This window comes from Streptomyces sp. NPDC029466 (assembly GCF_055574515.1).
In genome coordinates, this window is record NZ_JBVHZH010000028.1 from 74,341 (window position 1) to 97,841 (window position 23,501).

General features: G+C 71.7%; 20 protein-coding genes and 1 pseudogene. 9 read left to right on the forward strand and 12 right to left on the reverse strand.

Features of this window, described 5'->3' with window-relative positions; all coding sequences use genetic code 11:
* Positions 1 to 54: 54 nt before the first annotated feature.
* On the reverse strand, positions 55 to 1,146 hold the full coding sequence (dapE, locus tag ACZ4XD_RS21815; protein ID WP_468044412.1) for a succinyl-diaminopimelate desuccinylase: 1,092 nt from the start codon (positions 1,144 to 1,146) through the stop codon (positions 55 to 57).
* Positions 1,147 to 1,186: 40 nt separating this feature from the next.
* Between dapE and ACZ4XD_RS21820 the strand changes: the two genes are divergently transcribed.
* Together ACZ4XD_RS21820 and ACZ4XD_RS21825 are read left to right on the forward strand one after the other, a co-directional pair.
* A complete protein-coding gene (locus ACZ4XD_RS21820; protein ID WP_468044414.1) occupies positions 1,187 to 2,110 on the forward strand; it encodes a VldE C-terminal domain-containing protein in 924 nt (307 codons plus the stop codon).
* Positions 2,111 to 2,412: 302 nt separating this feature from the next.
* Complete coding sequence (locus tag ACZ4XD_RS21825; RefSeq protein ID WP_468044416.1) at positions 2,413 to 2,871, forward strand: ATP-binding protein; 459 nt, start codon at positions 2,413 to 2,415, stop codon at positions 2,869 to 2,871.
* A gap of 78 nt (positions 2,872 to 2,949) precedes the next feature.
* Here ACZ4XD_RS21825 and dapC read toward each other — a convergent pair whose 3' ends face one another.
* Positions 2,950 to 4,083, reverse strand: a complete 1,134-nt coding sequence (gene dapC / locus ACZ4XD_RS21830) for a succinyldiaminopimelate transaminase (protein WP_468044418.1) — start codon at positions 4,081 to 4,083, stop codon at positions 2,950 to 2,952.
* 178 nt (positions 4,084 to 4,261) lie between these two features.
* Positions 4,262 to 4,582 (reverse strand): ferredoxin, encoded by a 321-nt coding sequence (gene fdxA, locus ACZ4XD_RS21835; RefSeq protein ID WP_018089397.1) that lies wholly within the window; start codon positions 4,580 to 4,582, stop codon positions 4,262 to 4,264.
* 140 nt (positions 4,583 to 4,722) lie between these two features.
* Here fdxA and ACZ4XD_RS21840 point away from each other — a divergent pair, with 140 nt between their 5' ends.
* Together ACZ4XD_RS21840 and ACZ4XD_RS21845 are read left to right on the forward strand one after the other, a co-directional pair.
* Positions 4,723 to 5,796 (forward strand): GNAT family N-acetyltransferase, encoded by a 1,074-nt coding sequence (locus tag ACZ4XD_RS21840; RefSeq protein WP_468044420.1) that lies wholly within the window; start codon positions 4,723 to 4,725, stop codon positions 5,794 to 5,796.
* A 14-nt stretch (positions 5,797 to 5,810) separates the two neighbouring features.
* Positions 5,811 to 6,671, forward strand: coding sequence for a transglutaminase family protein (locus ACZ4XD_RS21845; protein ID WP_468044422.1), 861 nt, complete (start codon positions 5,811 to 5,813; stop codon positions 6,669 to 6,671).
* Here the strand turns inward: ACZ4XD_RS21845 and ACZ4XD_RS21850 are convergent.
* The 8 genes and pseudogenes from ACZ4XD_RS21850 to ACZ4XD_RS21885 all read right to left on the reverse strand — a co-directional run bounded on the left by ACZ4XD_RS21850 (position 6,638) and on the right by ACZ4XD_RS21885 (position 14,178).
* Positions 6,638 to 7,765, reverse strand: a complete 1,128-nt coding sequence (locus tag ACZ4XD_RS21850; protein WP_468044424.1) for a PP2C family protein-serine/threonine phosphatase — start codon at positions 7,763 to 7,765, stop codon at positions 6,638 to 6,640. The two genes, ACZ4XD_RS21845 and ACZ4XD_RS21850, sit on opposite strands and share 34 nt — an antisense overlap.
* A gap of 85 nt (positions 7,766 to 7,850) precedes the next feature.
* Positions 7,851 to 8,456, reverse strand: coding sequence for a response regulator transcription factor (locus ACZ4XD_RS21855; protein ID WP_468044426.1), 606 nt, complete (start codon positions 8,454 to 8,456; stop codon positions 7,851 to 7,853).
* A gap of 10 nt (positions 8,457 to 8,466) precedes the next feature.
* On the reverse strand, positions 8,467 to 9,690 hold the full coding sequence (locus ACZ4XD_RS21860) for a sensor histidine kinase (RefSeq protein ID WP_468044476.1): 1,224 nt from the start codon (positions 9,688 to 9,690) through the stop codon (positions 8,467 to 8,469).
* A 5-nt stretch (positions 9,691 to 9,695) separates the two neighbouring features.
* Positions 9,696 to 9,860: pseudogene (locus ACZ4XD_RS21865) on the reverse strand (ABC transporter permease); the annotation flags it as partial.
* A gap of 195 nt (positions 9,861 to 10,055) precedes the next feature.
* On the reverse strand, positions 10,056 to 12,149 hold the full coding sequence (locus ACZ4XD_RS21870; protein ID WP_468044428.1) for a hypothetical protein: 2,094 nt from the start codon (positions 12,147 to 12,149) through the stop codon (positions 10,056 to 10,058).
* Positions 12,150 to 12,364: 215 nt separating this feature from the next.
* Positions 12,365 to 12,892, reverse strand: coding sequence for a DUF6113 family protein (locus ACZ4XD_RS21875; RefSeq protein ID WP_468044430.1), 528 nt, complete (start codon positions 12,890 to 12,892; stop codon positions 12,365 to 12,367).
* Positions 12,889 to 13,872, reverse strand: coding sequence for an N-acetyl-1-D-myo-inositol-2-amino-2-deoxy-alpha-D-glucopyranoside deacetylase (gene mshB / locus ACZ4XD_RS21880; protein WP_468044432.1), 984 nt, complete (start codon positions 13,870 to 13,872; stop codon positions 12,889 to 12,891). The genes ACZ4XD_RS21875 and mshB overlap by 4 nt, the downstream gene beginning before the upstream one ends.
* A gap of 111 nt (positions 13,873 to 13,983) precedes the next feature.
* Positions 13,984 to 14,178 carry a hypothetical protein gene (locus tag ACZ4XD_RS21885; protein WP_006603310.1) on the reverse strand — a complete coding sequence of 65 codons (195 nt, stop codon included), beginning with the start codon at positions 14,176 to 14,178 and terminating at the stop codon, positions 13,984 to 13,986.
* A gap of 282 nt (positions 14,179 to 14,460) precedes the next feature.
* On the opposite strand from ACZ4XD_RS21885, the gene ACZ4XD_RS21890 reads away from it, so the two are divergent.
* On the forward strand, positions 14,461 to 16,656 hold the full coding sequence (locus tag ACZ4XD_RS21890) for a S9 family peptidase (protein WP_468044435.1): 2,196 nt from the start codon (positions 14,461 to 14,463) through the stop codon (positions 16,654 to 16,656).
* Between the two features lie 129 nt (positions 16,657 to 16,785).
* On the opposite strand, the gene ACZ4XD_RS21895 is transcribed toward ACZ4XD_RS21890, so the two are convergent.
* Complete coding sequence (locus ACZ4XD_RS21895) at positions 16,786 to 17,898, reverse strand: hypothetical protein (protein ID WP_468044437.1); 1,113 nt, start codon at positions 17,896 to 17,898, stop codon at positions 16,786 to 16,788.
* A 485-nt stretch (positions 17,899 to 18,383) separates the two neighbouring features.
* On the opposite strand from ACZ4XD_RS21895, the gene ACZ4XD_RS21900 reads away from it, so the two are divergent.
* The 4 genes from ACZ4XD_RS21900 to ACZ4XD_RS21915 all read left to right on the forward strand — a co-directional run bounded on the left by ACZ4XD_RS21900 (position 18,384) and on the right by ACZ4XD_RS21915 (position 23,493).
* Positions 18,384 to 19,418: an ABC transporter permease gene (locus ACZ4XD_RS21900; protein ID WP_468044439.1), complete on the forward strand. Its 1,035-nt coding sequence runs from the start codon at positions 18,384 to 18,386 to the stop codon at positions 19,416 to 19,418.
* A 102-nt stretch (positions 19,419 to 19,520) separates the two neighbouring features.
* A complete protein-coding gene (locus ACZ4XD_RS21905; protein ID WP_468044441.1) occupies positions 19,521 to 21,320 on the forward strand; it encodes an ABC transporter substrate-binding protein in 1,800 nt (599 codons plus the stop codon).
* A 129-nt stretch (positions 21,321 to 21,449) separates the two neighbouring features.
* On the forward strand, positions 21,450 to 22,421 hold the full coding sequence (locus ACZ4XD_RS21910; RefSeq protein ID WP_468044443.1) for an ABC transporter permease: 972 nt from the start codon (positions 21,450 to 21,452) through the stop codon (positions 22,419 to 22,421).
* 10 nt (positions 22,422 to 22,431) lie between these two features.
* Positions 22,432 to 23,493, forward strand: a complete 1,062-nt coding sequence (locus ACZ4XD_RS21915; protein ID WP_468044445.1) for an ABC transporter ATP-binding protein — start codon at positions 22,432 to 22,434, stop codon at positions 23,491 to 23,493.
* Positions 23,494 to 23,501 lie beyond the last annotated feature (8 nt).

The following is a 23,501-nucleotide window of genomic DNA, read 5'->3' on the forward strand; positions in this document are numbered from 1 at the left end:
AGAGCAGGGGAATTCGGTGGGGAGGCGAGCGGTCGGCGGTGGACCCGGGGGGCGTCAGGCCGTCAGCCAGGCGCGCAGCCGTTCCTCGCAGTGCAGGATGCGGTCGATTTCTACCCGCTCGTCCTTCTTGTGCGCGAGCAGGGAGTAGCCGGGGCCGTAGTTGACGGCCGGGACGCCCAGGGAGCTGAAGCGGGAGACATCGGTCCAGCCGAACTTGGGCATCGCGGTGCCGCCGACGGACTCCATGAACGCCCGGGCCGCCGGGTGGGACAGTCCGGGCAGCGCGCCCGGGGAGTGGTCGTCGACGATGAACTCGTCCACCGGGCAGTCCGCGAAGACCTCGCGGACATGGGCCACCGCCTCGTCGGGGGTGCGGTCCGGTGCGTAGCGGAAGTTCACGGTGACCGTGCAGGCGTCCGGGATGACGTTGTTGGCGACGCCGCCCTCGATACGTACGGCGTTGAGGCCCTCGCGGTATTCGAGGCCGTCGATGACCGGGCGGCGCGGCTCGTACGCGGCGAGCTTCGCCAGGATCGGGGCGGCGGCGTGCAGCGCGTTGGCGCCCATCCAGCTGCGGGCGGAGTGGGCGCGCTCGCCGGTGGTGCGCAGCAGGACCCGGAGGGTGCCCTGGCAGCCGCCCTCCACCTGGCCGTCGGAGGGCTCCAGGAGGACGGCGAAGTCACCGGTGAGCCAGTCGGGGTGGGCGTCGGCGACATGGCCGAGGCCGTTGAGGTGCGCGGCGACCTCTTCGTTGTCGTAGAAGACGAAGGTCAGGTCGCGGTTGGGGGCCGGGACGGTGGCGGCCATCCGCAGCTGGACGGCGACGCCGGACTTCATGTCGCAGGTGCCGCAGCCCCACAGGACGCCGTTCTCGTCCAGCCGGGAGGGGACGTTGTCGGCGATCGGCACGGTGTCGAGGTGCCCGGCGAGCACCACCCGCTCGGCGCGGCCCAGGTTCGTGCGGGCCACGACGTTGTTGCCGTAGCGGTCGACGGTGAGGTGCGGGAGCGCGCGCAGCGCGTGCTCGACGGCGTCGGCGAGGTCCTTCTCGTTGCCGCTCTCGGAGGGGAAGTCGACGAGCTGCGCGGTGAGCGCGGCGGCGTCGAGCGACAGGTCGAGGGCGGGGTGGTCTGTGGAGCGCTCCATGGATCCGACCCTATCGGCAGCACTCCAGTACGGTGGGCCCGTGTCCGCACAGCCCTCAGCTCCCCACCGCCGCGCCCGTCTGTGGCGTGCCGCCGCAGCCGTCGCCGTACTGATCGGACTGGCCGGCTATCTCGCGATCCAGTACGTGACCGGTGGCCCGGGTGCACCGCGGTGCACGGTGCGCGCCGAAGGGGACGCGAAGGAGTACGAGCTGTCCCCGGAGCAGGCCGCGAACGCCGCGACGATCTCGGCGGTGGCGTCCTCGCGCGGGCTGTCGGAGCGGGCGGTGACCATCGCGCTGGCGACCGCGATGCAGGAGTCGGGGCTGCGCAACATCGACTTCGGTGACCGGGATTCAGTCGGGCTCTTCCAGCAGCGGCCGTCGCAGGACTGGGGCACCGTGCAGCAGATCATGGACCCGGTCTATTCGGCCGGGGAGTTCTACCGGCATCTGGCGAAGGTGCCCGGCTACTCCCGGCTGCCGCTGACCGTCGCCGCGCAGAAGGTGCAGCGCAGCGGCTATCCGCAGGCCTACGCGAAGCACGAGGCGAACGCCGCGCGGCTGACCGGTGCCTTCTCGGGCCGGGACCGGGACGCGATGACCTGCACGGAGAGCCGCCCGGTGGACGGGGAGACGGGTGGCGCAGCGGCGGTGCGGGAGCGGCTGGTGCGGGAGTTCGGCGCCGGGGTGCTGCCGCGGACGGGCGACGGCAAGGGCCGTGCCACGGGCGGCGGGAGCGGCGTGACGATACCGGTGCGGCAGTCCGGTGCGGTGGGCGATGCCGAGCGGCGCGGCTGGGAGCTGGCCATGTGGGCGATGGCGCACTCCGCCGAGCTGCGCATCGAACAGATCTCTTACGCCGGCCGGATGTGGCAGGCGGACGATGCGGGGAAGGGCTGGCAGCGGAAGCCGGCTGATTCCGCGGTGTCCGCGCGGCATGTACGGATCGTCACCGCGCAATAGTTTGCCCGGTCACCCGGAAGGGGCGCCGTCAGCAATTCCCTTTTACCGCAGGCCAGTTGACCGTATCCCGCCCGAGTTCTCGGTCAATTCCCTTGTACGCAAAGGGCTGTGACGTTTCCGCGGCGCCGCTGTCCGTGCACATATTGCCCGTCTTTATCCAGGGCCGATTATGTGACGCGTTACCAACTCTTTACCGGAGTTCACCGCAACCTTCGGGGTTCTGACGCGGTAGTCAGTGCGTCCGCCAGGCGGACATGGCACATCTGTCAGAAGAACGAGTCCTTCTCCGTAAAAGGAGCACCATGTCCCTCCCCGTTACGCGTCGGATCGCCCGAGCCGCCCTGCTCGTTGCAGCGGGTGCCGCTCCCGTGGTCGCTGCGGCCGGCTCCGCGAGCGCTGCGGAGCTGCCCACCAAGGCACTCGGCGGACTGACGGCGCCCCTGGACTCCCGGAACACCAGCGAGACCCTGGACCACACCGCGCGCGACGGCGTCGGCCTGGTGAACGCGGCCGGCAGCAAGGCCGCCACGAAGCTCGCCCCGGCGCTCGTCGAGACCGCCGGCCCGGTCGTGAAGAAGGCCATGCCGCTCACCCAGGCCGCCGTGGACAAGGCGGAGAGCGTGGCCCGCCCGATCGCCAAGAAGGGCGTCTCGACCAGCTCGCTGCCGCTCGACGCGGCCAAGGGGCTCGTCGGCTCGCCCAAGGGCCTGCTCGCGCCCGCCACCGGCCTGCTCGGCGGTCTGCCGCTCGGCGGCCGCTGACCGGCGGTCCGCCCGTACGACGCGCAGGGGCCCGGGGAGTTCGCTCTCCCCGGGCCCCTGCGCGTGGTCAGCCGCGGCTCACTCCGCCAGCCGGCGCACCGCCGCGTCCACCCGCTCGTCGGTGGCGGTGAAGGCGATCCGTACGAACCGCTCCCCCGCCGGGCCGTAGAACTCGCCGGGGGCGACGAGGATGCCGCGCTTGGCGAGGTCGCCGACGGTGTCCCAGCAGGGTTCGTCGCGGGTCGCCCAGAGGTAGAGCGCGGCCTCGCTGTGCTCGATGCGGAAGCCGGCGGCCTCGAAGGCACCGCGCAGCGCGGCGCGGCGGCGGGCGTAGCGCGCACGCTGTTCGGCGACATGGGCGGTGTCGCCCAGCGCCGCGACCGTGGCGGCCTGCACGGGCGCGGCGATCATCATGCCGCCGTGCTTGCGGATCTGGAGCAGGTCGCCGAGGACCGCGGCGTCACCGACGAGGAACGCGGAGCGGTAGCCGGCGAGGTTGGAGCGCTTGGAGAGCGAGTGGACGGCGACGAGGCCGTCGTGGGAGCCGCCGCAGATGTCCGGGTGCAGCACGGAGACCGGGTCGGCCTCCCAGCCCAGCTCCAGGTAGCACTCGTCGCTGAAGACCAGCACCCCGTGCTCGCGCGCCCAGGCGACGGTGCGGCGCAGCTCGTCGGCGCTCAGCACCCGGCCGGTGGGGTTGGACGGCGAGTTCAGCCAGAGCAGCTTCAGACCGCTGGGGTCCAGCTCCGTGGGGTCGTCGTAGACGACCGGCTCGGCGCCGGCCAGCCGGGCGCCGACCTCGTAGGTCGGGTAGGCCAGCCGGGGGTAGCCGACCTTGTCGCCGGGGCCGAGGCCCAGCTGGGTGGGCAGCCAGGCCACCAGCTCCTTGGAGCCGACGACCGGCAGCACATTGGTGTGCTCCAGTCCCCGGGCACCGAGCCGCTCGGCGGCCCAGCCGGTGAGCGCGTCCCGCAGCTCGGCGGTGCCCCACACCGTGGGGTAGCCGGGGCTGTCGGCCGCGTCGGTCAGCGCCTGGCGCACCAGCGCGGGGACCGGGTCCACCGGGGTGCCGACGGACAGGTCCACGATGCCGTCGGTGTGCGCGGCGGCGGTGGCCTTGTACGGCTCCAGGCGGTCCCAGGGGAAGACCGGCAGGCGGTCGCGGAGCGACGCGCGCGGGGATTCGGGCCGGGGAGACGATGCTGCGCCCACGGTGCTCTCTTTCTCGGGTGGTGCGGGGCCCTCGGCGGAAATGCTGCGGTCCCGTACGGCGGCAGGCCGTACGGGACCGGGGCGGCGCCGTGCGACCTCCCGTGGCTGACACAGGGAGGTGCCCCCGACGACACGGGAGCAAGAGGGAGCGGGCAGGCTCCCTCTTGATCCTCGGTCGTTACTGGTTCTGCGGCGGCAGGGCCGCGATGAAGGGGTGGTCCCGCTCGATCAGACCGAGCTTGCTGGCGCCACCGGGCGAACCGAGCTCGTCGAAGAACTCCACATTCGCCTTGTAGTAGTCCTTCCACTCCTCCGGGGTGTCGTCCTCGTAGAAGATCGCCTCGACCGGGCAGACCGGTTCACAGGCACCACAGTCGACGCATTCGTCCGGGTGGATGTACAAGGACCGGGAGCCCTCGTAGATGCAGTCGACCGGGCACTCCTCGATGCACGCCTTGTCCTTGACGTCGACACAAGGCTGCGCGATGACGTAGGTCACGCTGTCGTTCCTCCTCGGTAGGGCCGGCGGACCGATTGGCAGTACCGCCGCTGGGCGCGCGGGAGCGCGGCGTCGTCGATGCCCGCCATCTAGTATCTCCGTTCCCGGGCGCGAGACGAACAAGAGGGGCGGTTTGAGCGATGGAATTCCTGGCCGGCGGACGCGCGGAGGTCCGGATCACCCGTGCTGACGTGGGCAAAAGGGTATCCGTCCGGCGCCTGACCGGGGGCGGTGCGGGGGTTCCCGCGTTCACCGACGCGGTCGGCGTTCTCACATCCTGGGACCAAGGTGTGCTGAGCATCACACGGCGCAGCGGCGAGACCGTCCGGATCGAGGAGTCCTCGCTGGTGGCGGCCAAGGTGGTGCCGGACCGTCCGGCCACCGCCGGGCACGGGGCCGGGCGGCCGTCCTCGGGGGAACCGTCCCGCCGGCGGGGGCCCGCCGCCACCGCCCGTGAGCTCCAGACCGTCGCGGCCCGCGGCTGGCCCGCCGTGGAGACGGCGCATCTCGGGGAGTGGACGCTGCGGGCCTCGGGAGGCTTCACCCGCCGTGCCAATTCCGTGCTGCCGCTCGGCGACCCCGGGGTCCCGCTGGAGGTGGCACTGGAGCGGATCGGCCAGTGGTATGACGCGCGTGGTCTGCCGCCGGTGATCATGGTCGCCACCGGGCAGGCCGACACCGATGAACGGCTGGCCGCGGAGCTGGCGGAGCGCGGCTGGACCGACGAGCGGCACACCACTGTCCGGATCGCGGCGCTGGCGCCACTCGCCGACACCGACGCCGACACCACCCGCGTCACGCTGTCCCGGGAGCCCGGCGCGGACTGGCTGGCCCTGTACAACCGGACGGGCGAGGCCGCCGCGTCGGAGGAGGCCACCCGGATCGCCCGGCAGGTGCTGACCGGCGGGCCGTCGGTGTGGTTCGCGACGGTGCGCGGCGCGGACGGCGGGACGGCGGCGATCGGCCGGCTGGTCGTCGACGGGCGCTGGGCGGGCTTCGCGGCGCTGGAGGTGGCCCCGGCCGCACGGCGGCAGGGACTGGCCACGCTGGTGATGGCGGCACTCGCCGAGCGGGCCCTGGAAGAGGGCGCCTCGGCCGCGTATCTCCAGGTCGAGGCCGACAACGCGGACGCGCTCGGGTTCTACGGCCGGCTGGGCTTCACCGAGCACCACGGCTATCACTACCGGCGTGCCCGGCCCGGCGGCCGGCGCTGAAGGGTCCCACCGACATGCCCCAGGAACCCGAGCCGGAGCGGGACGGCGCCCGCGCCGCACGGCGGCAGCAGTTCGCCGAGGCCGCGCGGGCCGAGCGGCCCGACCTGACGCTGCTGTGTCTGCTGATCGGTGCCGAGGCCGATCCGGCGCTGGACGAGGCGGGCTGTGACGCGGTGCAGATCGAACTGGACCGGCTGGCCGGGCTGCTGCCGTACGCCCCGGCCGGTGGCCCCGGGGCCTGGGCCCGCAACGTCGCCGAGCTGCTCGGCACCCGGTGCGGCTTCGCCGGCTCGCCCGCCGACTACCGGCGGCTGGAGTCCTCGCTGCTGCACGAGGTGCTGCGGCGGCGCCGGGGCCTGCCGATCCTGCTGTCGGTGGTGTGGATGGAGGTCGCCCGGCGGGCCGGGGCCCCGGTGTACGGGGTGGCGCTGCCGGGCCATTTCGTCGTCGGCTTCGGCGATCCCGCCGGCAGCCACGTCCTGGCCGATCCGTTCGCGGGCGGCCGGCCGCTCACCGACGAGGACGCGGAGCTGCTGGTCGCGGGGGCGACCGGGGAGCCGCTGAGCGCGCGGATGATGACGCCCGCCGATCCGCTGGAGATCGTGCTGCGGATGCTCAACAACATCCGGGCCTGGGCGCAGGCCCGCCCGGAGCACAGTGCGGTGCAGCTGTGGGCGCTGGAGCTGTCGCTGCTGCTGCCGAGCCATCCGGCCCGGCTGCGCCATGAGCGTGCCCAACTGCTCGTCCAGCGTGGTGAGTTCCTGACCGGGGCGGCCGAGCTGGAGGAGTACGCCCGGGTGGTGGAGGCCGTCGACGCGGCCGGGGCGCTGGCGATACGGCGTCAGGCCGCGGCGGCCCGGGCCATGCTCAACTGAGTGGCGGCCGGGGTGCGCCGGACGACCAGCGCGGTCGCGTCGTCCTTGAGGTCGCCGCCGGTGAAGCTCTCCAGATCGGCGCGGAGGGTACGGGCCAGCTCCGGGGGCTCCAGGTCCGTCCACCCGGCCAGCCGCTCGGCCAGGGGGTAGAACTCACCGTCCTTGCCGCGCGCCTCGGTCACCCCGTCCGTGCACAGCACGATCCAGTCGTCGGGATCGGGGTGGATCCGGACGCTGTGCCGGGGCCCGCCGCCGAGCATGCCCAGGCCGAGCGGCAGTCCGCCCTCGCCGTCCCGGCGTTCGGTGACCTCACCGTGGCGCACCAGGTAATACGGGATGTGGCCGCAGGACAGCACCCGCCCCTGCCGTGAGCCGGCCGCGGTGCGGATCTCCATCAGCAGCGCCGTGACGAAGCGCTCGTCGGAGCCCTGCTCGACGGAGCGGGCGTTGTGCCGGATCAGCGCCTGCTCCATGCGCTCGGCCACCGACTCCAGCGACTCCTGGTACTGCGCGGCCTCCCGGAACGACGCCAGCACCTCGACGCCCGCGCCGATCGCCGGCATGCCCTTGCCCTGTACGTCGCCGATCATCAGCCGGAGGCCGTGCGGGGTGTCGATGGCCTCGTAGATGTCGCCGCCGACCCTGGCCCCCTCCTGGGCGGAGACGTAGAAGCCGTACGCCTGGACCGCGCCGGCGCTGAGCGGCAGCTCGCGCAGCATCGCCCGCTGCACGGTGTCGGCGACCAGCCGGGTCCGGGCGTGCAGGGCCTCCCGCTGGAGGCGGGTGCGGCACAGCATCAGGGAGAAGACGGCCACCAGGCAGGCGCCGAAGATCCCGACGACCCGGCTGGCCGGGGCCCAGTCGGGCACCGTGAAGAGGTCGATGTAGGTCAGGCACACCACGAAGACGGCCGCCACCAGGAGCGTCCGCCGGAACGAGCAGCGCAGCGCGGCGTAGAGCGGGGCGATGCCCAGGAAGGCCGAGATGTGCAGTTCCGGGCCGGTCGTCGCGTCCAGCACGGCGACCAGGAGGATCGTCAGGATGAGCAGCAAGGGAGCCCAGACGCGGTGGTCGGTGGGCTTGTCGGCAGGCATAACACTTCAAGCCTGCAAGACTCCGCCGAAGACCGCACCGGGACGAAGGTCCCGGCGCGCGCGGGACCGGCTCCCGCCCGTCGGGCTACAGCCAGCCCTTGTCACGGGCCGTGCGGACCGCCTCGGCGCGGTTGCGGGCGCCCGTTTTCTGGATGGCGGTGGAGAGGTAGTTGCGGACCGTGCCCGGGGACAGCTGGAGTGCGGCGGCGATCTCGGCGTTGGTGGCGCCGTCGGCGGCCGTCAGCAGCACCTCGCGCTCGCGCGCGGTCAGCGGGCTGGCGCCGTCGGCGAGCGCGGCCGCCGCCAGCGCCGGGTCGATGACCCGCTCGCCGCGCAGCACGCGCCGTATCGCGTCGGCGAGCCGGGCCGCCGGAGCGTCCTTCACCAGGAAGGCGTCGGCGCCCGCCTCCATGGCGCGGCGCAGATAGCCGGGGCGGCCGAAGGTGGTGAGGATGACGGTCTTGACCGTGGGCAGGGCGTCGCGCAGCGCGGCCGCGGCGTCCAGTCCGTTCAGTCCGGGCATCTCGATGTCCAGGAGGGCGACGTCCACCGCGTGCTCCCGCGCGGCGGGGAGAACGTCGTCGCCGCGCGCCGCCTGGGCCACGACCTCCAGATCGCCCTCCAGCGACAACAGCGCGGCCAGCGCCTCCCGGACCATCGACTGGTCCTCCGCCAGCAGCACTCTGATCATGCGGGTCACCTTAAGGGGTTCGTGGGGACGGTGAAGGCGCGGTGCCGGGGTCGCTCAGGGGGACCCGGGCGCGCAGAGCGAAGCCGCGGCCGCGCGGGGCCGGGCCGGTCTCCAGCCGGCCGCCGGCCAGGGCGAGGCGCTCGCGCAGACCGCTGAGGCCGTTGCCGTCGTGCTGAGCGCGGGGCGGGCCGGTGCCGTCGTCGAGCACCGTCAGGCACAGGCAGGGGCGCTCGCCGGGCTCCCGCTCCTCGGTGAGCAGCAGCTCGCAGCGGCGGGCGCCGCTGTGGCGTATGACGTTGGTGACGGCCTCGCGCAGCGCCCAGGCCAGGGCGCCCTCCTCGTCGGCGGCGAGCCCGCGGTACTCGTCCTCCAGGGCCGGGTCGACGACGGCCGTGACGCCGGCGGTGCGCAGCGCGGCCCGCGCCCCGGCCAGTTCGACGGCGAGCCGGGGGCGGCGGTAGCCGGTGACCGCCTCCCGTACGTCGAGCAGGGCCTGCCGGCTGACCTGTTCGATGTCGGCGACCTGCCGGGCGGCGTCGGACGGCCGGTCGGGCAGCATCCGGCCGGCCAGCTCGCTCTTGAGGGTGATCAGGGAGAGGGAGTGGCCGAGGAGGTCGTGCAGATCGCGGGAGAGCCGCAGCCGTTCGTCGTTGGCGGCGAGGCGGGCGACCTCCTCGCGGGCGGCGCGCAGTTCCCTGGACGTATGGATCAGATGCTGCACGCCGACCATCAGGAAACCGCAGCCCAGCGCCGGTAGCCCGTAGGCGAAGAGGTAGTAGCCGCGGATCTGCGGATCGTGCGCGCCGACGGCGAGCAGCACCGCGGTGACCAGCGGGATGGACCAGCGCGACAGCTGCCAGGGCAGCACCACTCCGCAGCCCACGCTGGTGAAGATGAACAGCACCAGCCAGGACGAGTCCAGCGTCCAGGACAGCACCATGGACAGCACCAGCAGCAGCACCAGGGAGCCGTGGACCACCGAGCGGCTCCGCTCGCCCCAGATGTGGCGGAAGACCAGGCCGAAGTAGCAGAGCACGAAGAGGGTGAGCCCGAGGCCGCCCCAGATCCGCTCGGCGGTGGGGACACCGGGCCGCAGCAGCCCGCTCACCGGGCCGGCCAGATACAGCAGCCAGAGAGAGATCCACATCGTCTTGACCAGCGCCTGGCGGCGGTTGCGGGGCGGCTGCCCGATCAGCATGGGACTGCGGCCCACCGGCTCACACTTCCCCGTCATGCGTCTCACGCCTGGTGGGTGTCCTCGCGGTACAGGCCGGCCGCACCGGCGGTGAAGACCAGCAGATGGCCGACCAGGATGGCCACGTCCTTGAGGTGCGGTGCGCCGCCGGCCTCGACGGCGGTGCCGAGCGCCGCGTAGGCGTGGGTCGGGAGCCACTCGGCGATGTTCTACGCCCACTGCGGCTGCCCGCTGTGCTCGTCATGCTTTTCAGCTTCCGGCCTCCGCACGCCGCGCGGCAGTGCCGGCTGTCAGCACTCCCCCATGACATTCGTCATGAGGGAGGCCCCCTAGGGGTCCTCCCGGGGTGACCGGGAAAACGCCCTGCGGGGGCCTCTCACCTGCGATGTTCGCGTGTACGGCGGTCAGTTGCCGTTGGTGGCGATGGTCTGCACCCGCTCGGCCGGGCTGGTGCCCTGGAGGGCCTTGCCGACCGCGCTCGCCACCTCCTCGACGCTGACCGGGTGCTTGGAGCCGTCGCCCTTGGTGACCATGACGCCGTTGAAGGTGTCGCCGTAGAGCTGCTTGAGAGCCGGCCGGTCGTAGTAGGGCACCAGAGCGCCGTTGATGATCTTGAACGACAGGAACTTCGGGATGGACTTCTGCGGGCTGAAGGAGACCGTGTGCGCCGCGTCCGTACGGACCGTCACCAGTCCGGACATCGCGGGCTCGGCGAACTGCTTCAGCGCCTTGTTCACCGCGGCCTTGCTGACCTGCGGCTGCTGGGTGCCGGCGGCCAGCACGACGGGGGCGTCGGTGCCGGTCGCGGCGCGCTTGCGGTAGGCGTCGGTGACCTTCTTCTTGGACGCGTCCACATCGATCGCCTTGTGGGGCGCGCCGTAGTGCGGCACCGCCTTGCCGTTCTCGAAGGTGATCCCGCCGTCCTCGGTGGCACCCCCGGGCCCGGTGGCGTTCTCCAGGGCGATCTGCAGCTTCTCGTCGTCGACGATCACCGCGGGCTCGGCGGTGCGGTGCACGCCGACCAGCGAGCCGATGACGGAGACCGGGTTGTAGTCCCGGCCGGCCGCCCTGCGCACGGTCGCCTGCGGGTCGATGTCCAGACCCGCCGTGGTGGGCCGGAGGGTCGCGGGCTTGCCGTCGACGCTGAGCTTGAGCGGCGCGGTACGGCTGTTCTTGAGCGCCGTCTCCAGCTTCTTGACGGCCTCTTCCTTGGTGGTGCCGCCGATGTCCACCCCGAGCACGGTGGTGTTGTTGGGCACATCGGCGTGGTCGAGCAGCAGTCCGGCGCCATAGGCGACACCGGCCAGCACCACGACGCCGACACCCACGAGAACGAGCTTGTTACGGCCCTTCTTGGGCGGGTTGATCGGCTCGGGGATCTTCGGCCGCGGCTTGGGGGCCGCGCTGTCGCCCTCACCGGCCGGGGCGTGCGCGAACGGCGACGGGGACGACGGCTTCTCGTCGCCGGGGATCTTCGGGATGCCGCTGACCAGCGTGTCGCCGGACACCCGGTCGCGGCCGCCGGGGGCGCCGCCCTGGGGGCCCTTCGGGCCGCGCTTGCCCTTGGGGGCGGTGGGCAGTCCGCCGGTGACACCGCCGCCGAGACCGCTGCCCGGCCCGGCGAGCGGCGCCGGCGGCTGCGGGGTGAGCTCCGCGGTGTCGTCGACCCGGGGCGTGCCGCCGGTGCCGGGGTCGCTGAAGCCGGGCGGGAGGTTGAGCGCCGAATTGCCGCGCGCCGGCCCGGTCGTCGGACCGCTCGGGCCGCCTGCCGGGGCGTCGAACGGGCTGTGGTCGCGGGTGGGAGCGGCGGGGCTGTCGAACGGCGTAGGGCCGCCGGGCGCCGCGCCGTCGAACGGCGAGGCGGCAGCACCCGGGCCGCTGTCGAACGGCGAGCCGCCGCCCGGCCGGGCACCGCCGTCGAACGGCGAGGCGCCCTCCTGCGGTGCCGGGCTGTCGGAGAAGTACGGCAGGTCCGGGCGCTGCGGCGGCGTGCCGCCCGACGGGGCGCGCGGCGGCGTGGCACCGCCCGGGGCGGGCGGCACCGCGTGGGAGCCGGTGGAGGAGGACGCACCGGCGCCGCCCTGCGGCTTGCGCGGTGCGAACCAGTCGCTGGTCTTCTCGGGCGCACCGCCCGCGGGAGCCTCGTCCGCCGGGGCGTCGGGCCGGGGCGTGTTCGCCGTACGCTCCGCGTTCCGCTCGGGCGTGCCCCGGGAACCGGCGGAAGCGCCGGAACCAGCCGGTCCGTTCATGCCGGCCTCCTCACCGACGGGCTTGCGCACGACGACCGGCGGGATGGGGCGCGACCCCGGAATGTTGATCTTGATCCGCGTCGTCAGCGTGGTCTCGGTCTTGGGCTCCTCCGGCTGCGCCGCGGCACCGGACGCCGGCGGGTCGCCGGCCTCTCCCCTGGGCGAGCCGTACGGCGGCGTCCCGGACGGGTACGCGGCTCCGCCACGGCCCTGGGGGCCGGAGGACGAACTGTCAGATTCACGACTCAAAGCAGGTTCTCCCGGTTGGCTCCGCCGCTCGTCAGAGATGATCCCCGGCCACAGGCCGGGAGGTGCCCCCAGGGCGGCGCGACGGCGCGCACCACCATACTGTCCGCCGCGGGCGGCCACCCGGGGAGCGTACGAACACCCCCGCCCCGGGCGAACCCCCGGGGCCCGGTCCGTTCACCCGGACCGGCGCGGCATCCGTCCCGGTTTGGGCCACGTCATCCGCCAACTCCGCCGGGCCGGACGCCCGTCGGACGCATCTGCTTCGCGGTGGCGCAGATCACAGCGACCACGATGCCGCCCAGCAGGAAGATGTACGAGCCGAGTCCCGCGCCGAAGAGAAAGTCACCTTCCGGCCGGACGTTGCTGAGCAGCAGAAACACGGTCACCAGCCAGGCCGCGCCGGGCACCAGCACGCCCGCGGAGGTACCGGTCGCCCGGCCGCCCCCGTAGAACAGGCCGCCGACACCGGCCAGGGCCAGCACCAAACCGCCGGGGAACCAGGCCGCTTGCACCAGCGTTCCGGCACCGGCCACCAGCACGCCCGCGACCAGAAGCAGCACATATATGCCGACCCGTCCCACCGTCAGCGGCGCGGCCGGCACGGAACCGGCCATCGGCGCCACGGGGACACCGGACGGCATACCGGACGTTCCGCCCGAACCCGCCCGCGACCGCTTCCCCTTACCGGAAGCCGCGCCGCCGTTTTCCTCACCGGCGTTCCCGCCGCCCTTCGCCGTGCTCATTCCGCCGCCTCCTCAATCCGGGCACTCTCCTCCATACCCACCATTTCGCCGATACCCGCGAAGAGATCGTCCTCCCGGACCCCGTCCGCGGCACCCGGGACGCCGTGCACCAGCCGATAGTGCTCCGTGCCGAACAGCGGCTGGCCCAAGTCGTTGGAGAGCGCGAAGAACGGCCCGTCGACCGCGATCTGGGTGTAGTGCGCCCGCATCGCCGCGGACTTCGCGGCCGCGTACCGATCGCCGGTGAGGGACGCCGTGACCTCGGAGTCCGGCACCACGCCCGGCACATCGTCGACGGTGGCCACCCCGGGGAAACCGTGGCCGGCCGCGCGCAGCCGCGCGAAACCCTCCTCGACCACCGACCTGGGGTTGCAGTTCCAGTAGACCTTCGCGATCTCATGAGCCCGGCCCAGTTCCGGCCGGAAGTCCGCCCGCGCGGCGAGCTCGGCACCGCGCATGGCGACGCGGTGCGCCTGGATGTGATCGGGGTGGCCGTATCCGCCGTTCGGGTCATAGGTGACCAGCACCTGCGGCCGGACCTCCCGGATCACGGCCACCAGTTCACCGGCCGCCTCGTCGAGCGGGGCCTGCCAGAAGGCGTCCGGCCGGTCGTTCTGGGGAGCGCCCATCATCCCGGAGTCCCGGTAGCGGCCCGGTCCGCCGAGGAAGCGGTGGTCCGTGACGCCCAGGGCCGCCATCGCGGCGGCCAGCTCACCGGCGCGGTACGGGCCGAGGGTGTCGTCGCGGTCCGGCGCGAGCGCGGCGAGCTCGGCCGGGATGACCTCGCCCTCCTCGCCGAGGGTGCAGGTCACCAGGGTGACCAGCGCGCCCTCGGCCGCGTACTTGGCCATGGTCAGGCCGTTGTTGATCGACTCGTCGTCGGGGTGCGCATGCACCAGCAGCAGCCGCCGGGAAACGGCGGCGGGCGAGTCGCTCCCCTCGGCGGGTGGCTGCGAGGGACGGGCGGGCTGATCGGTCATGCCGACAGCCTACGAGCCGCCCCGTCCGCCGCCCGCAGGCGATCCCGTCCGCCACCCGGGTGCCCGGGCCGGCGGACGGGCCCACCTCGGGCGGGCCCGGCCGGGGGCGGCTCAGAACTTGATGTTCCCGAGCATTCCGGCGACGTTCGTCGTCAGCTGCTTGATCGTCGGGGCGATGGACGAGCTGGCCAGATAGAAGCCCAGCAGCATGCAGACCAACGCATGCGGGGCCTTCAGTCCAGACTTCTTGACAAGCAAGAAGACGATGATCGCCAGCAGCACCACCGCCGAAATCGAGAGTGCCACGGCGGCTCACCTCCAAGTACTCACGGTCCGGACAGAGTTGAGGGCGCACGGACCGACTTCACGACCCGCGCACCCGGGTATGCCAAGGGCTCTTTACCCCGTACCCACTACGCGCAAGGGATCATAACTTTCCGCGCTAGCGCATAAGTCGGAGCACGGAAGCAGAGCGGGGGCGCACATGATCTTCACGAGCGCGACCGGGGTGAGCCGGTCCGCCGCCGGGGACGGATCCGACGGCTCCGACCCGGTCCTGACCGGCGCGAAAACCCCTAGGCTCGCCCCATGACCGGACAGCCTTCGTTCCCGCGGCAGTACGCCCGTACGCAGCGCTTCACCCTGGGTGCCCCGCGCAGCTACGTCCTCTCCCCCGACGGCGCGCGCGTCGCCTTCCTCCGCTCCGGTTCGGGTACCGACCGCAGCCAGCAGTTGTGGGTACTCGACCTGGAAGAGGGACGGGAGTTCCCGGCCGCCGACCCGCGGGCCCTGCTGGCCGGTGCGGATGAGGACCTCCCCCCGCAGGAGCGGGCCCGCCGCGAGCGCAGCCGGGAGAGCTCGGCGGGCATCGTCGGCTATGCGACGGACTCCGCCGTGGAGTTGGCGGCGTTCACGCTCTCGGGGCGGCTGTTCGTCTCCGAGCTGCGCGCCGGCACCACCCGTGAACTGCCGGTCCAGGGGCCGGTGGTGGACCCCCGGCCGTCGCCGGACGGCCGGCAGGTGGCCTTCGTGGCGGACGGCCGGCTGCGGGTGGTGCCGGTGGACGGCGCCGCCACGTCGGACGAGGGCGGCGGCGAGGACGGCGCGGCGGCCGGCGGGCGGGCGGACCGGGTGCTGGCCGAGCCCGACGGGCCCGAGGTGACCTGGGGGCTCGCGGAGTTCATCGCGGCCGAGGAGATGGGGCGTTACCGGGGTTTCTGGTGGTCACCGGAGAGCGACGCGGTGCTGGCCGCGCGGGTCGACGAGGCGCCGGTGCGGCGCTGGTGGATCTCCGACCCCGCCCATCCGGACCGGGAGCCCGCCCAGGTCGCGTACCCGGCGGCCGGCACCCGCAACGCCGGAGTCACCCTCACCCTGCTCGGCCTGGACGGCACCCGCACCGACATCGTCTGGGACACCGAGCGCTATCCCTATCTCGCGCGCGTCCACTGGTCAGCGGCCGGGCCGCCGCTGCTGCTCGTACAGGCCCGCGACCAGCGCGACCAGCGCTATCTGACCGTCGACACCGCGACCGGCGCGACCCGGACGGTGCACGAGGACGAGGACGAGGCCTGGGTCGAGCCGTTCCCCGGGGTGCCGGCCTGGACGCCGGACGGCCGGCTGGTGCGGATCGCGGACGAGGGCGGCGCGCGCAAGCTGTTCGTCGGCGACCGGCCGCTGACCGGGGCGCCGCTGCACGTCCGGGCCGTGCTGGACATCGGCGAGGACGATGTCCTGTTCTCCGCGAGCGGCACCGATATGCACGACATCGGCGTCTACCGCGCCTGGTTCCGCGGCAGCGGTGACCAGGGCGGCTGGGAGCGGGTGGGCGAGCGCCCGTATGCGACGGTGTCCTCCGCGGTGCGCGGCGGGGCGCTGACCGTGCTGTCCCAGGCGTCGCTGGAGCGGCCCGGCACCCAGGTGGAGGTGGTGCGGCTGGATGCCGACGGCGGGGAGAAGACGCTCGCCACGATCGGTTCGCACGCCGAGCAGCCGTCCCTGACCGCCCGCCCCCGTCTCGTCCTGGCCGGGGAACGGGAGATTCCGTGTGCCGTGCTGCTGCCGAGCGGCTATCAGGAGGGCGACGGCCCGCTGCCGGTGCTGCTGGACCCGTACGGCGGTCCGCACGGCCAGCGGGTGGTCGCCGCGCACCACGCCCATCTGACCTCGCAGTGGTTCGCCGACCAGGGCTTCGCGGTGATCGTCGCGGACGGCCGGGGCACCCCGGGCCGCTCCCCCGCCTGGGAGAAGTCGGTCTCCCGGCGGCTCGCGGAGTACGCCCTGGACGACCAGGTCCATGCCCTCCAGGCGCTGGCCGGATCCTTTCCCCTCGATATGGAGCGGGTGGCCATCCGCGGCTGGTCGTTCGGCGGCTATCTCGCCGGGCTCGCCGCGCTGCGCAGGCCCGATGTCTTCCACGCGGCGGTGGTGGGCGCACCGGTCACCGATCTCCGGCTGTACGACACCCACTATCAGGAGCGCTACCTCGGCCACCCGGACGAGGAACCGGCGGTCTACGCGGAGAACTCGCTGATCACGGACGAGGGGCTGTCGGGAGCGGTGGAGCCGCACCGTCCGATGCTGATCGTGCACGGCCTCGCGGACGACAACGTGGTGGTGGCTCATTCGCTGCGGCTGTCCTCGGCGCTGCTGGCGGCGGGCCGCCCGCACGAGGTGCTGCCGCTGTCCGGGGTGACGCATATGGCGGCACAGGAGCAGGTGGCCGAAAACCTGCTGCTGCTCCAAGTCGACTTCCTCAAGCGGTCATTGGGTATGCCGTCCTGACCACGGGAATACCCTGGGCCACTGCCCCGTTGTGGCTCCGCAGGGGCACCCGCACCCCCTACGGGATCCGTTCGCCCGCCCCCTGAGAACCCCCGCCCCCGGCCCCTGAGATCCGCCCCCCGCCCCGTCTCACCAGCCGGGCGGGAGCGTGGACGGCGGGGGCGGGGCGTGCGGCGGCCGTGCCTCGCCGGGGGTGGCGCCGTACGCCAGCACCTCGTCCGTCTCCGGGGCCGCCGCCGGGACGCCGGGCCGGGCCGCCGTGATCAGCGCGGCCAGTCCGGCGGCCGCCACGAAGCCCGCGGTGCCCAGCTCCAGCTGGGCCCGGACGGGCAGCACGGCGAAGCGGCCCAGCTTCCCGGTGTGGCCGGCGAAGGCGAGTGCCACGGCCCCGTGCACGCACAGCAGGGCCGCGGCGGTCAGCGCGGCCGGCCGGGACCAGGCCGCCCGGCGCAGCGCGGCGGCCGCGGCGCCCAGGGCCAGCAGCGCGAGCGCCAACGCCTGCCAGTGCACCGGCGGCTGGAGCAGCGCGCGGAAGACGGAGGCGTCGCCGAACAGCCCCTTGGCGTAGATGTCCCCGCCGAGCTGCGCCCACCAGTGGATCTCCCAGCCGGTGACGGCGATTCCGGCGGCGCCCAGGAGGACGGCGACGGTGACGGCCGGCCCCTTGAACGGCCTGCCGGGCACCCCGGGGCCCGCGGCCGGCGGCACCGCACGGACCACTCCGTAGGCCGCGGACCGCGGTGCCGGCAGCCCGTGCGTCCGGCGCCCGGCGGTCCCGTCCGGCCGCCGCCCCGCCGCGCACACCGCGATCAGCGCGACCGCCAGGGCGAGTTGGACCAGGGCGGTCAGCCGTGCCCGCACCATGAGACCGCTGTCCAGCCCTTGGAGCCAGCCCGCGCCCAGCATCCACACCAGCGGGATCCGCAGCAGTGCGGTGGCGGCCGCGAGGGAGAGCAGGGCGCCGGTGACCATGGTCGAGGCGACGGCGGTGCGCAGGGCGGCGACCGCGACGACGAGCGCGGCGAGCACCAGCAGCGGGTCGAGTGCCGAGGTGGCCCAGGCGGTGAACTCCCGTGGCCTGGGCAGCTGTCCGAGCCAGAACCGCCCTACGTCAGCGCTGTGCTGAGCGATGGTCAGGTCCCGGATGATCCAGCCCACGCCGATCAGCGCGAGCAGCAGGCAGACCAGTGCGCCGAGGCCGCGCGCGCCGCGAGTGAGAACGCTGTCCCGCACTGTGGACACGGCTCGCCCCCCGTCCGTGTCGAAGTACCCGAGTCGTCCATGACACCCCGCGCAGGAGGTGTCCCCGCAGGTCTACTCGACTCCCGGCCCGGCGACAACAGAGCGGGCCGGGGCGGTGGGTGAAACTCGGACAAAGCAGCAACCGGCCGGGGCGCCGTCTGGCGTCCCGGCCGGTCTACGGCACCCGCACGGCCGTACGTTGTTCATCATGGCGCGTCCGTATATCGGTGTTGCGACAGTGAAGTTGCCTTCATGTTAAAGAAGTTGATGGCGATATGTCTCCCATGCCGCATATCGCGGACCCCTGTCAAGCACGCCCGGGCGTCGATCTGCGCAATCTTCGCTCAAGAAGTAGACGACCTGTTCACGAGCACACCCGATCCCCTTGACTCCGCCATAAATCACTTGCGAAAGTCCGCTCATCCAGCGGTGCGACCAGGTGCCGCTTCACTCTCCAAGAGAACTCGGCGCGGGGGCACTTCGCGATGACTAGTCCATCCCAGACCGCGGCAACCACGTCCGATCCACCCGGACTTGATGCCAAGGGTCTGAAGAAGACGAAGGACGGCAAGGACGGTGAGCTCGTTGGCCGTTCCCCCGGCCAACTGATGTGGCGACGCTTCAAGCGCGACCGCACGGGCGTCATTTGCGCGGTCATTGTGCTGGCCTTCTTCGTCGTGGCCGCGCTGGCTCCGGTGATCGCCTCGCTGTACGGCAAGAACCCCTACACCTTCTACGGCAACGAGGATCCGAGCCTCTTCGATGAGTTCGGCTATCCGATGGGTGCCAACGGCGGTATCTCCGGGGACTTCTGGTTCGGCATCGAACCGGCCCTCGGCCGCGATCTGTTCACTTCCCTGATCTACGGCATGCGGACGTCCCTGGGCATCTCGGTGGCGGTGACCATCCTGGTCGTCATCACCGGCACCCTCCTGGGCGTCACGGCCGGCTATGTGGGCGGCAGGACCGACTACTGGCTCGGCCGGGTCATCGACTTCCTGCTCGCCTTCCCCAGCCAGCTGACCTTCGTGGCCTTCATGCCCGTGGTCGTGGCGTTCTTCATCCCGCCGGGCGACGAGACCCCCACGTATGTGCGCGTCGTGGCGCTGATCCTGGTGCAGTGGGCGCTGGGGTGGATGGGCCTGGCCCGGCTGCTGCGCGGCCAGGTGCTGTCCCTGCGGGAACGGGAGTTCGTCGAGGCCGCGAAGATCACCGGCGCCTCCCCCTGGCGCATCATCCGCAAGGAACTGCTGCCCAACGTGGTCACGCCGATCCTGGTGCAGGCCACCTACATGCTCCCGCTGTTCGTCACGGCGGAGGCCGGTCTGTCCTTCCTGGGCGTCGGCATCATGGAACCGACCCCGGACTGGGGGCGGCTGTTCCACACGGCCGGCATGGTCTACGAGAACGACCCGACCTTCCTTCTCTTCCCCGGCGCCGCGATGGTGATCTTCGTGCTGTGCTTCAACCTGCTGGGGGACTCGGTCCGGGACGCCTTCGACCCCAAGTCCGGGCGCTGATCGTCCATTTGAGGGGGGCGCTGTCACCCCCGGGCCGGGCTCGTACCGGTTGCGTCAGGCAGCACATCTGGACAACAACCGACAGGCAGGTGCTGGAACCTCATGAACGCACTATCTACGCGCAGAGCACGCGCCGTGATCGTGGCCCTGGCGGCCGGTTCGCTCGCGCTCACCGGGTGCAGCAGCGGCGGCGGCAGCGGCAAGGACAAGTCCCAGACGGACAAGGACGCCGCCGCGCAGTCGAAGACCGTGGCGCTCGGCACGGCCGCCGACTCCACCGGCCCGGCCGCCGAGGTCAAGGGTGCCCACAAGGGCGGCACCATGCGGGTCTTCCAGCGTGACAGCTTCAACCACCTGGACCCGGCGCAGATGTACGTCAGCGACCTGGGTGATCTGTCCAAGTTGATCTTCCGTGGTCTGACCACGTACAAGCAGGACGACGCGGGCAAGAAGACGGTCGTCGGCGACCTCGCCACCGACGCGGGCCAGATGTCCGACGGCGGCAAGACGTGGAAGTACACGCTCAAGGACGGCATAAAGTTCGAGGACGGCAAGCCGATCACCTCGAAGGACATCCGCCACACCTTCGAGCGGATGTACGCCAAGTTCATCACCGACGGCCCCACCTACATGCAGACGTGGCTGTCGGGCGCGGGCACCACGTACCGCAAGGCGCTGCCGGACGGTCCGTACAAGGGTGACCACCTGCCCAAGACGGTGCTGGACACCCCGGATGACAAGACCGTCATCTTCCACTTCAAGAAGCCGCAGTCGCAGGTGCCCTACGCGCTCGCCATGGCGGGCTACAGCGTCGTCCCCGAGGGCGCGAAGGACACCAAGGAGAACTACGACGTCAAGCCGGTCTGCGCCGGCCCGTACAAGTTCGCCTCCTTCAAGGAGGGCAAGTCCGCGAAGCTGGTGCGCAACACCCACTGGGACCCGAAGACGGACCCGATGCGGCACCAGTACGTCGACGGCTTCGACATCACCTTCAACCACCAGTTCTCGGACTCCACCAAGCGGCTGATGTCCGACCAGGGTGAGTCCAAGAACGCGGTCAGCTTCACCAACTCGGTGGAGCCGACGCAGACCAAGCAGGTGCTGGACAACCCCAGCGCCAGCAAGCGCCTGGTGCAGGGCTACCAGCCCTACGTCTGGCAGATGAACATGAACATGGACCGCATCAAGGACAAGAAGATCCGCGATGCGATCACCTACGCCATGCCGAACTCCCAGATCGTCCGCCTCAACGGCGGCAGCTACGGCGGTGAGGTCGCCGGCGGTCTGCTCGCCCCGACCGTGGCGGGCTACGTGAAGGGCTACGACCCGTACGGCAAGCTCACGCACCCCAACGGTGAGCCGGAGAAGGCCAAGAAGCTCCTCAAGGAGGCCGGCAAGACGGGCATGAAGCTCGTCTACGCCTACTCCAACACCGAGATCCGCCAGAAGGAAGCCGCGGTCATCGAGGACGCCCTGAACAAGGCCGGCTTCGACGTCCAGAAGAAGGAGGTCGACTCGGCCTCCTGGTACCAGCAGATGGGCAAGGTCGACAACGGCTTCGACATCTACATGACCGGCTGGGGCCAGGACTGGGCGGACGCCTCCACCGTCATCCCGCCGTCGTACGACCCCCGTCAGATCCAGGACGGCGCGGCCAACTACTCGCACATCCGTGACAAGCACGTCAGCGAGGAGATCGACCGCATCGAGAAGATCACGGACATCAAGCAGCAGACCGCGGAGTGGCAGAAGCTGCACCGCTACATCGTGGAGAAGGTCAACCCGGCCGCCCCGGTGTACTACACCAAGGTGCTCCAGCTGCACGGCTCCAACGTGGGTGGTGCCCGCTACAACAGCGACACCAACTACCTGGACGTGAACACGCTGTTCCTCAAGAAGTAAGACGCACCCAGAAGCAAGCACCGGAAGCGGTCCGGAGAGCGCGCGGCACGGCGGAGCGCGCGCTCTCCGGGGCCTTCCCCGCCACTCCGTCACTCCCCACAGCCGCCGTCCTGAGAGCAGCGAACTGCCATGCTTCCCTTTCTATTCCGCCGGATCTTCGGCGCGGTCGTCATCCTTCTCCTGCTGAGCGCCTTCACGTTCTTCGTGTTCTTCTCCACGGGTGACCCGGCCATGATGGCGTGCGGCAAGAACTGCACCGCCGACAACGTGGCCCTGATCCATCAGAACCTCGGTCTCGACAAGCCCCTGCCGACGCAGTACTGGGACTTCCTCGTCGGCATCTTCGCGGGCCGCGACTACTCCATCGGGCACTGCAGCGCCCCCTGCTTCGGCTACTCCTTCGCCACCAAGCAGGACGTCTGGACGACGATGATGGACCGGCTGCCCACCACGGCCTCGCTGGCCGTCGGCGGCGCGGTCGCGTTCCTGGTGATCGGCCTCGGTGCCGGTCTGCTCGCCGCCTGGAAGAAGGGCTCGGTGCTGGACAAGACGGTCACCGGCGCGTCCATGGTGCTCAGCTCGGTGCAGATCTACATCCTGGGCCCGATCGTCCTCGGCATCTTCGTCTACAGCGGCGTCATGGCCTCCCCCAAGTACGTGGAGCTCACCAGCAACCCGGGCGGCTGGTTCATGGGCCTGCTGCTGCCGTGGCTGGTGATGTCGACGATCTTCACCGCCCAGTACACCCGTATGGCGCGCTCGACGATGATCGAGCAGCTCCAGGAGGAGCACGTCCGCACCGCCAAGGCCAAGGGCATGCCGGCGCGCTACGTCTTCCTCCGCTACGCCTGGCGCGGTTCGCTGATCCCCATCGTCACGATCCTCGGCATCGACCTGAGCTCGCTGTTCGGCGGCGCCATGATCACCGAGTACACCTTCTCGCTGGCGGGCCTCGGCCGGCTGGCCATCAACTCCGTCATCACCCTCGATCTGCCCATGATCCTCGGCGTGCTGATCTTCAGCGCCGCGCTGATCCTGGTGTTCAACATCATCGTGGATGCGACGTACGCCCTCATCGACCCGCGCGTGCGCCTGTCCTAGGAGAGCCCAAGTGACCACACTCACCAAGACCGAGGATGCGCCGGTCCCGGCCGGCTCTGACCCCTTCCTCTCCGTCCGCGACCTGCATGTCCGGTTCTCCACCGAGGACGGCATCGTCAAGGCGGTCGACGGCCTCTCCTTCGACCTCGAACGCGGGCAGACGCTCGGCATCGTCGGCGAATCGGGATCCGGCAAGTCCGTCACCAACCTCGCCGTGCTGGGGCTGCACAACCCCAAGAGCACCGAGATCACCGGCGAAATCACGCTGGACGGCCAGGAGTTGACCGGGGCCAGGGAGAAGTCCCTGGAGAAGCTCCGCGGCAACAAGATGGCCATGATCTTCCAGGACGCGCTGACCGCCCTGTCGCCGTACTACACGGTCGGCCGGCAGATCGCGGAGCCGTTCATCAAGCACACCGGCGCCAGCAAGCGCGAGGGCCGGCAGCGCGCCATCGAGATGCTGACCAAGGTCGGTATCCCGCAGCCCAATCTGCGGGTGGACGACTATCCGCACCAGTTCTCCGGCGGTATGCGCCAGCGCGCGATGATCGCCATGTCGCTGGTCTGCAACCCCGAGCTGCTGATCGCCGACGAGCCGACCACCGCCCTGGACGTCACCGTCCAGGCGCAGATCCTGGACCTTCTCAAGGACCTCCAGCAGGAGTTCGGCTCCGCGATCATCCTGATCACCCACGACCTCGGCGTGGTCGCCAACATCGCCGACGACCTGCTGGTGATGTACGCGGGCCGCGCGGTGGAGCGGGGCTCCGTCAAGGAGATCCTCGGCCGGCCGCAGCACCCGTACACCTGGGGCCTGCTGAGCTCGATGCCCCGGCTCAGCTCGGACGTCCACGAGGAGCTGCACCCGATCCCCGGGACGCCGCCGAGCCTGCTCACCCCGCCCTCCGGCTGCGGGTTCCACCCGCGCTGCGGCTTCACCGGCGAGGTCGGCGGCGCCCGCTGCGCCGACGAGCGGCCGCTGCTGGAGCTGGGGCGCGCCGCCGCGTGCCATCTGAGCGCCGAGCAGAAGCAGACCCTCTTCACCGAGCAGATCAAGCCCCGGCTGGGCTAGGGAGCTAT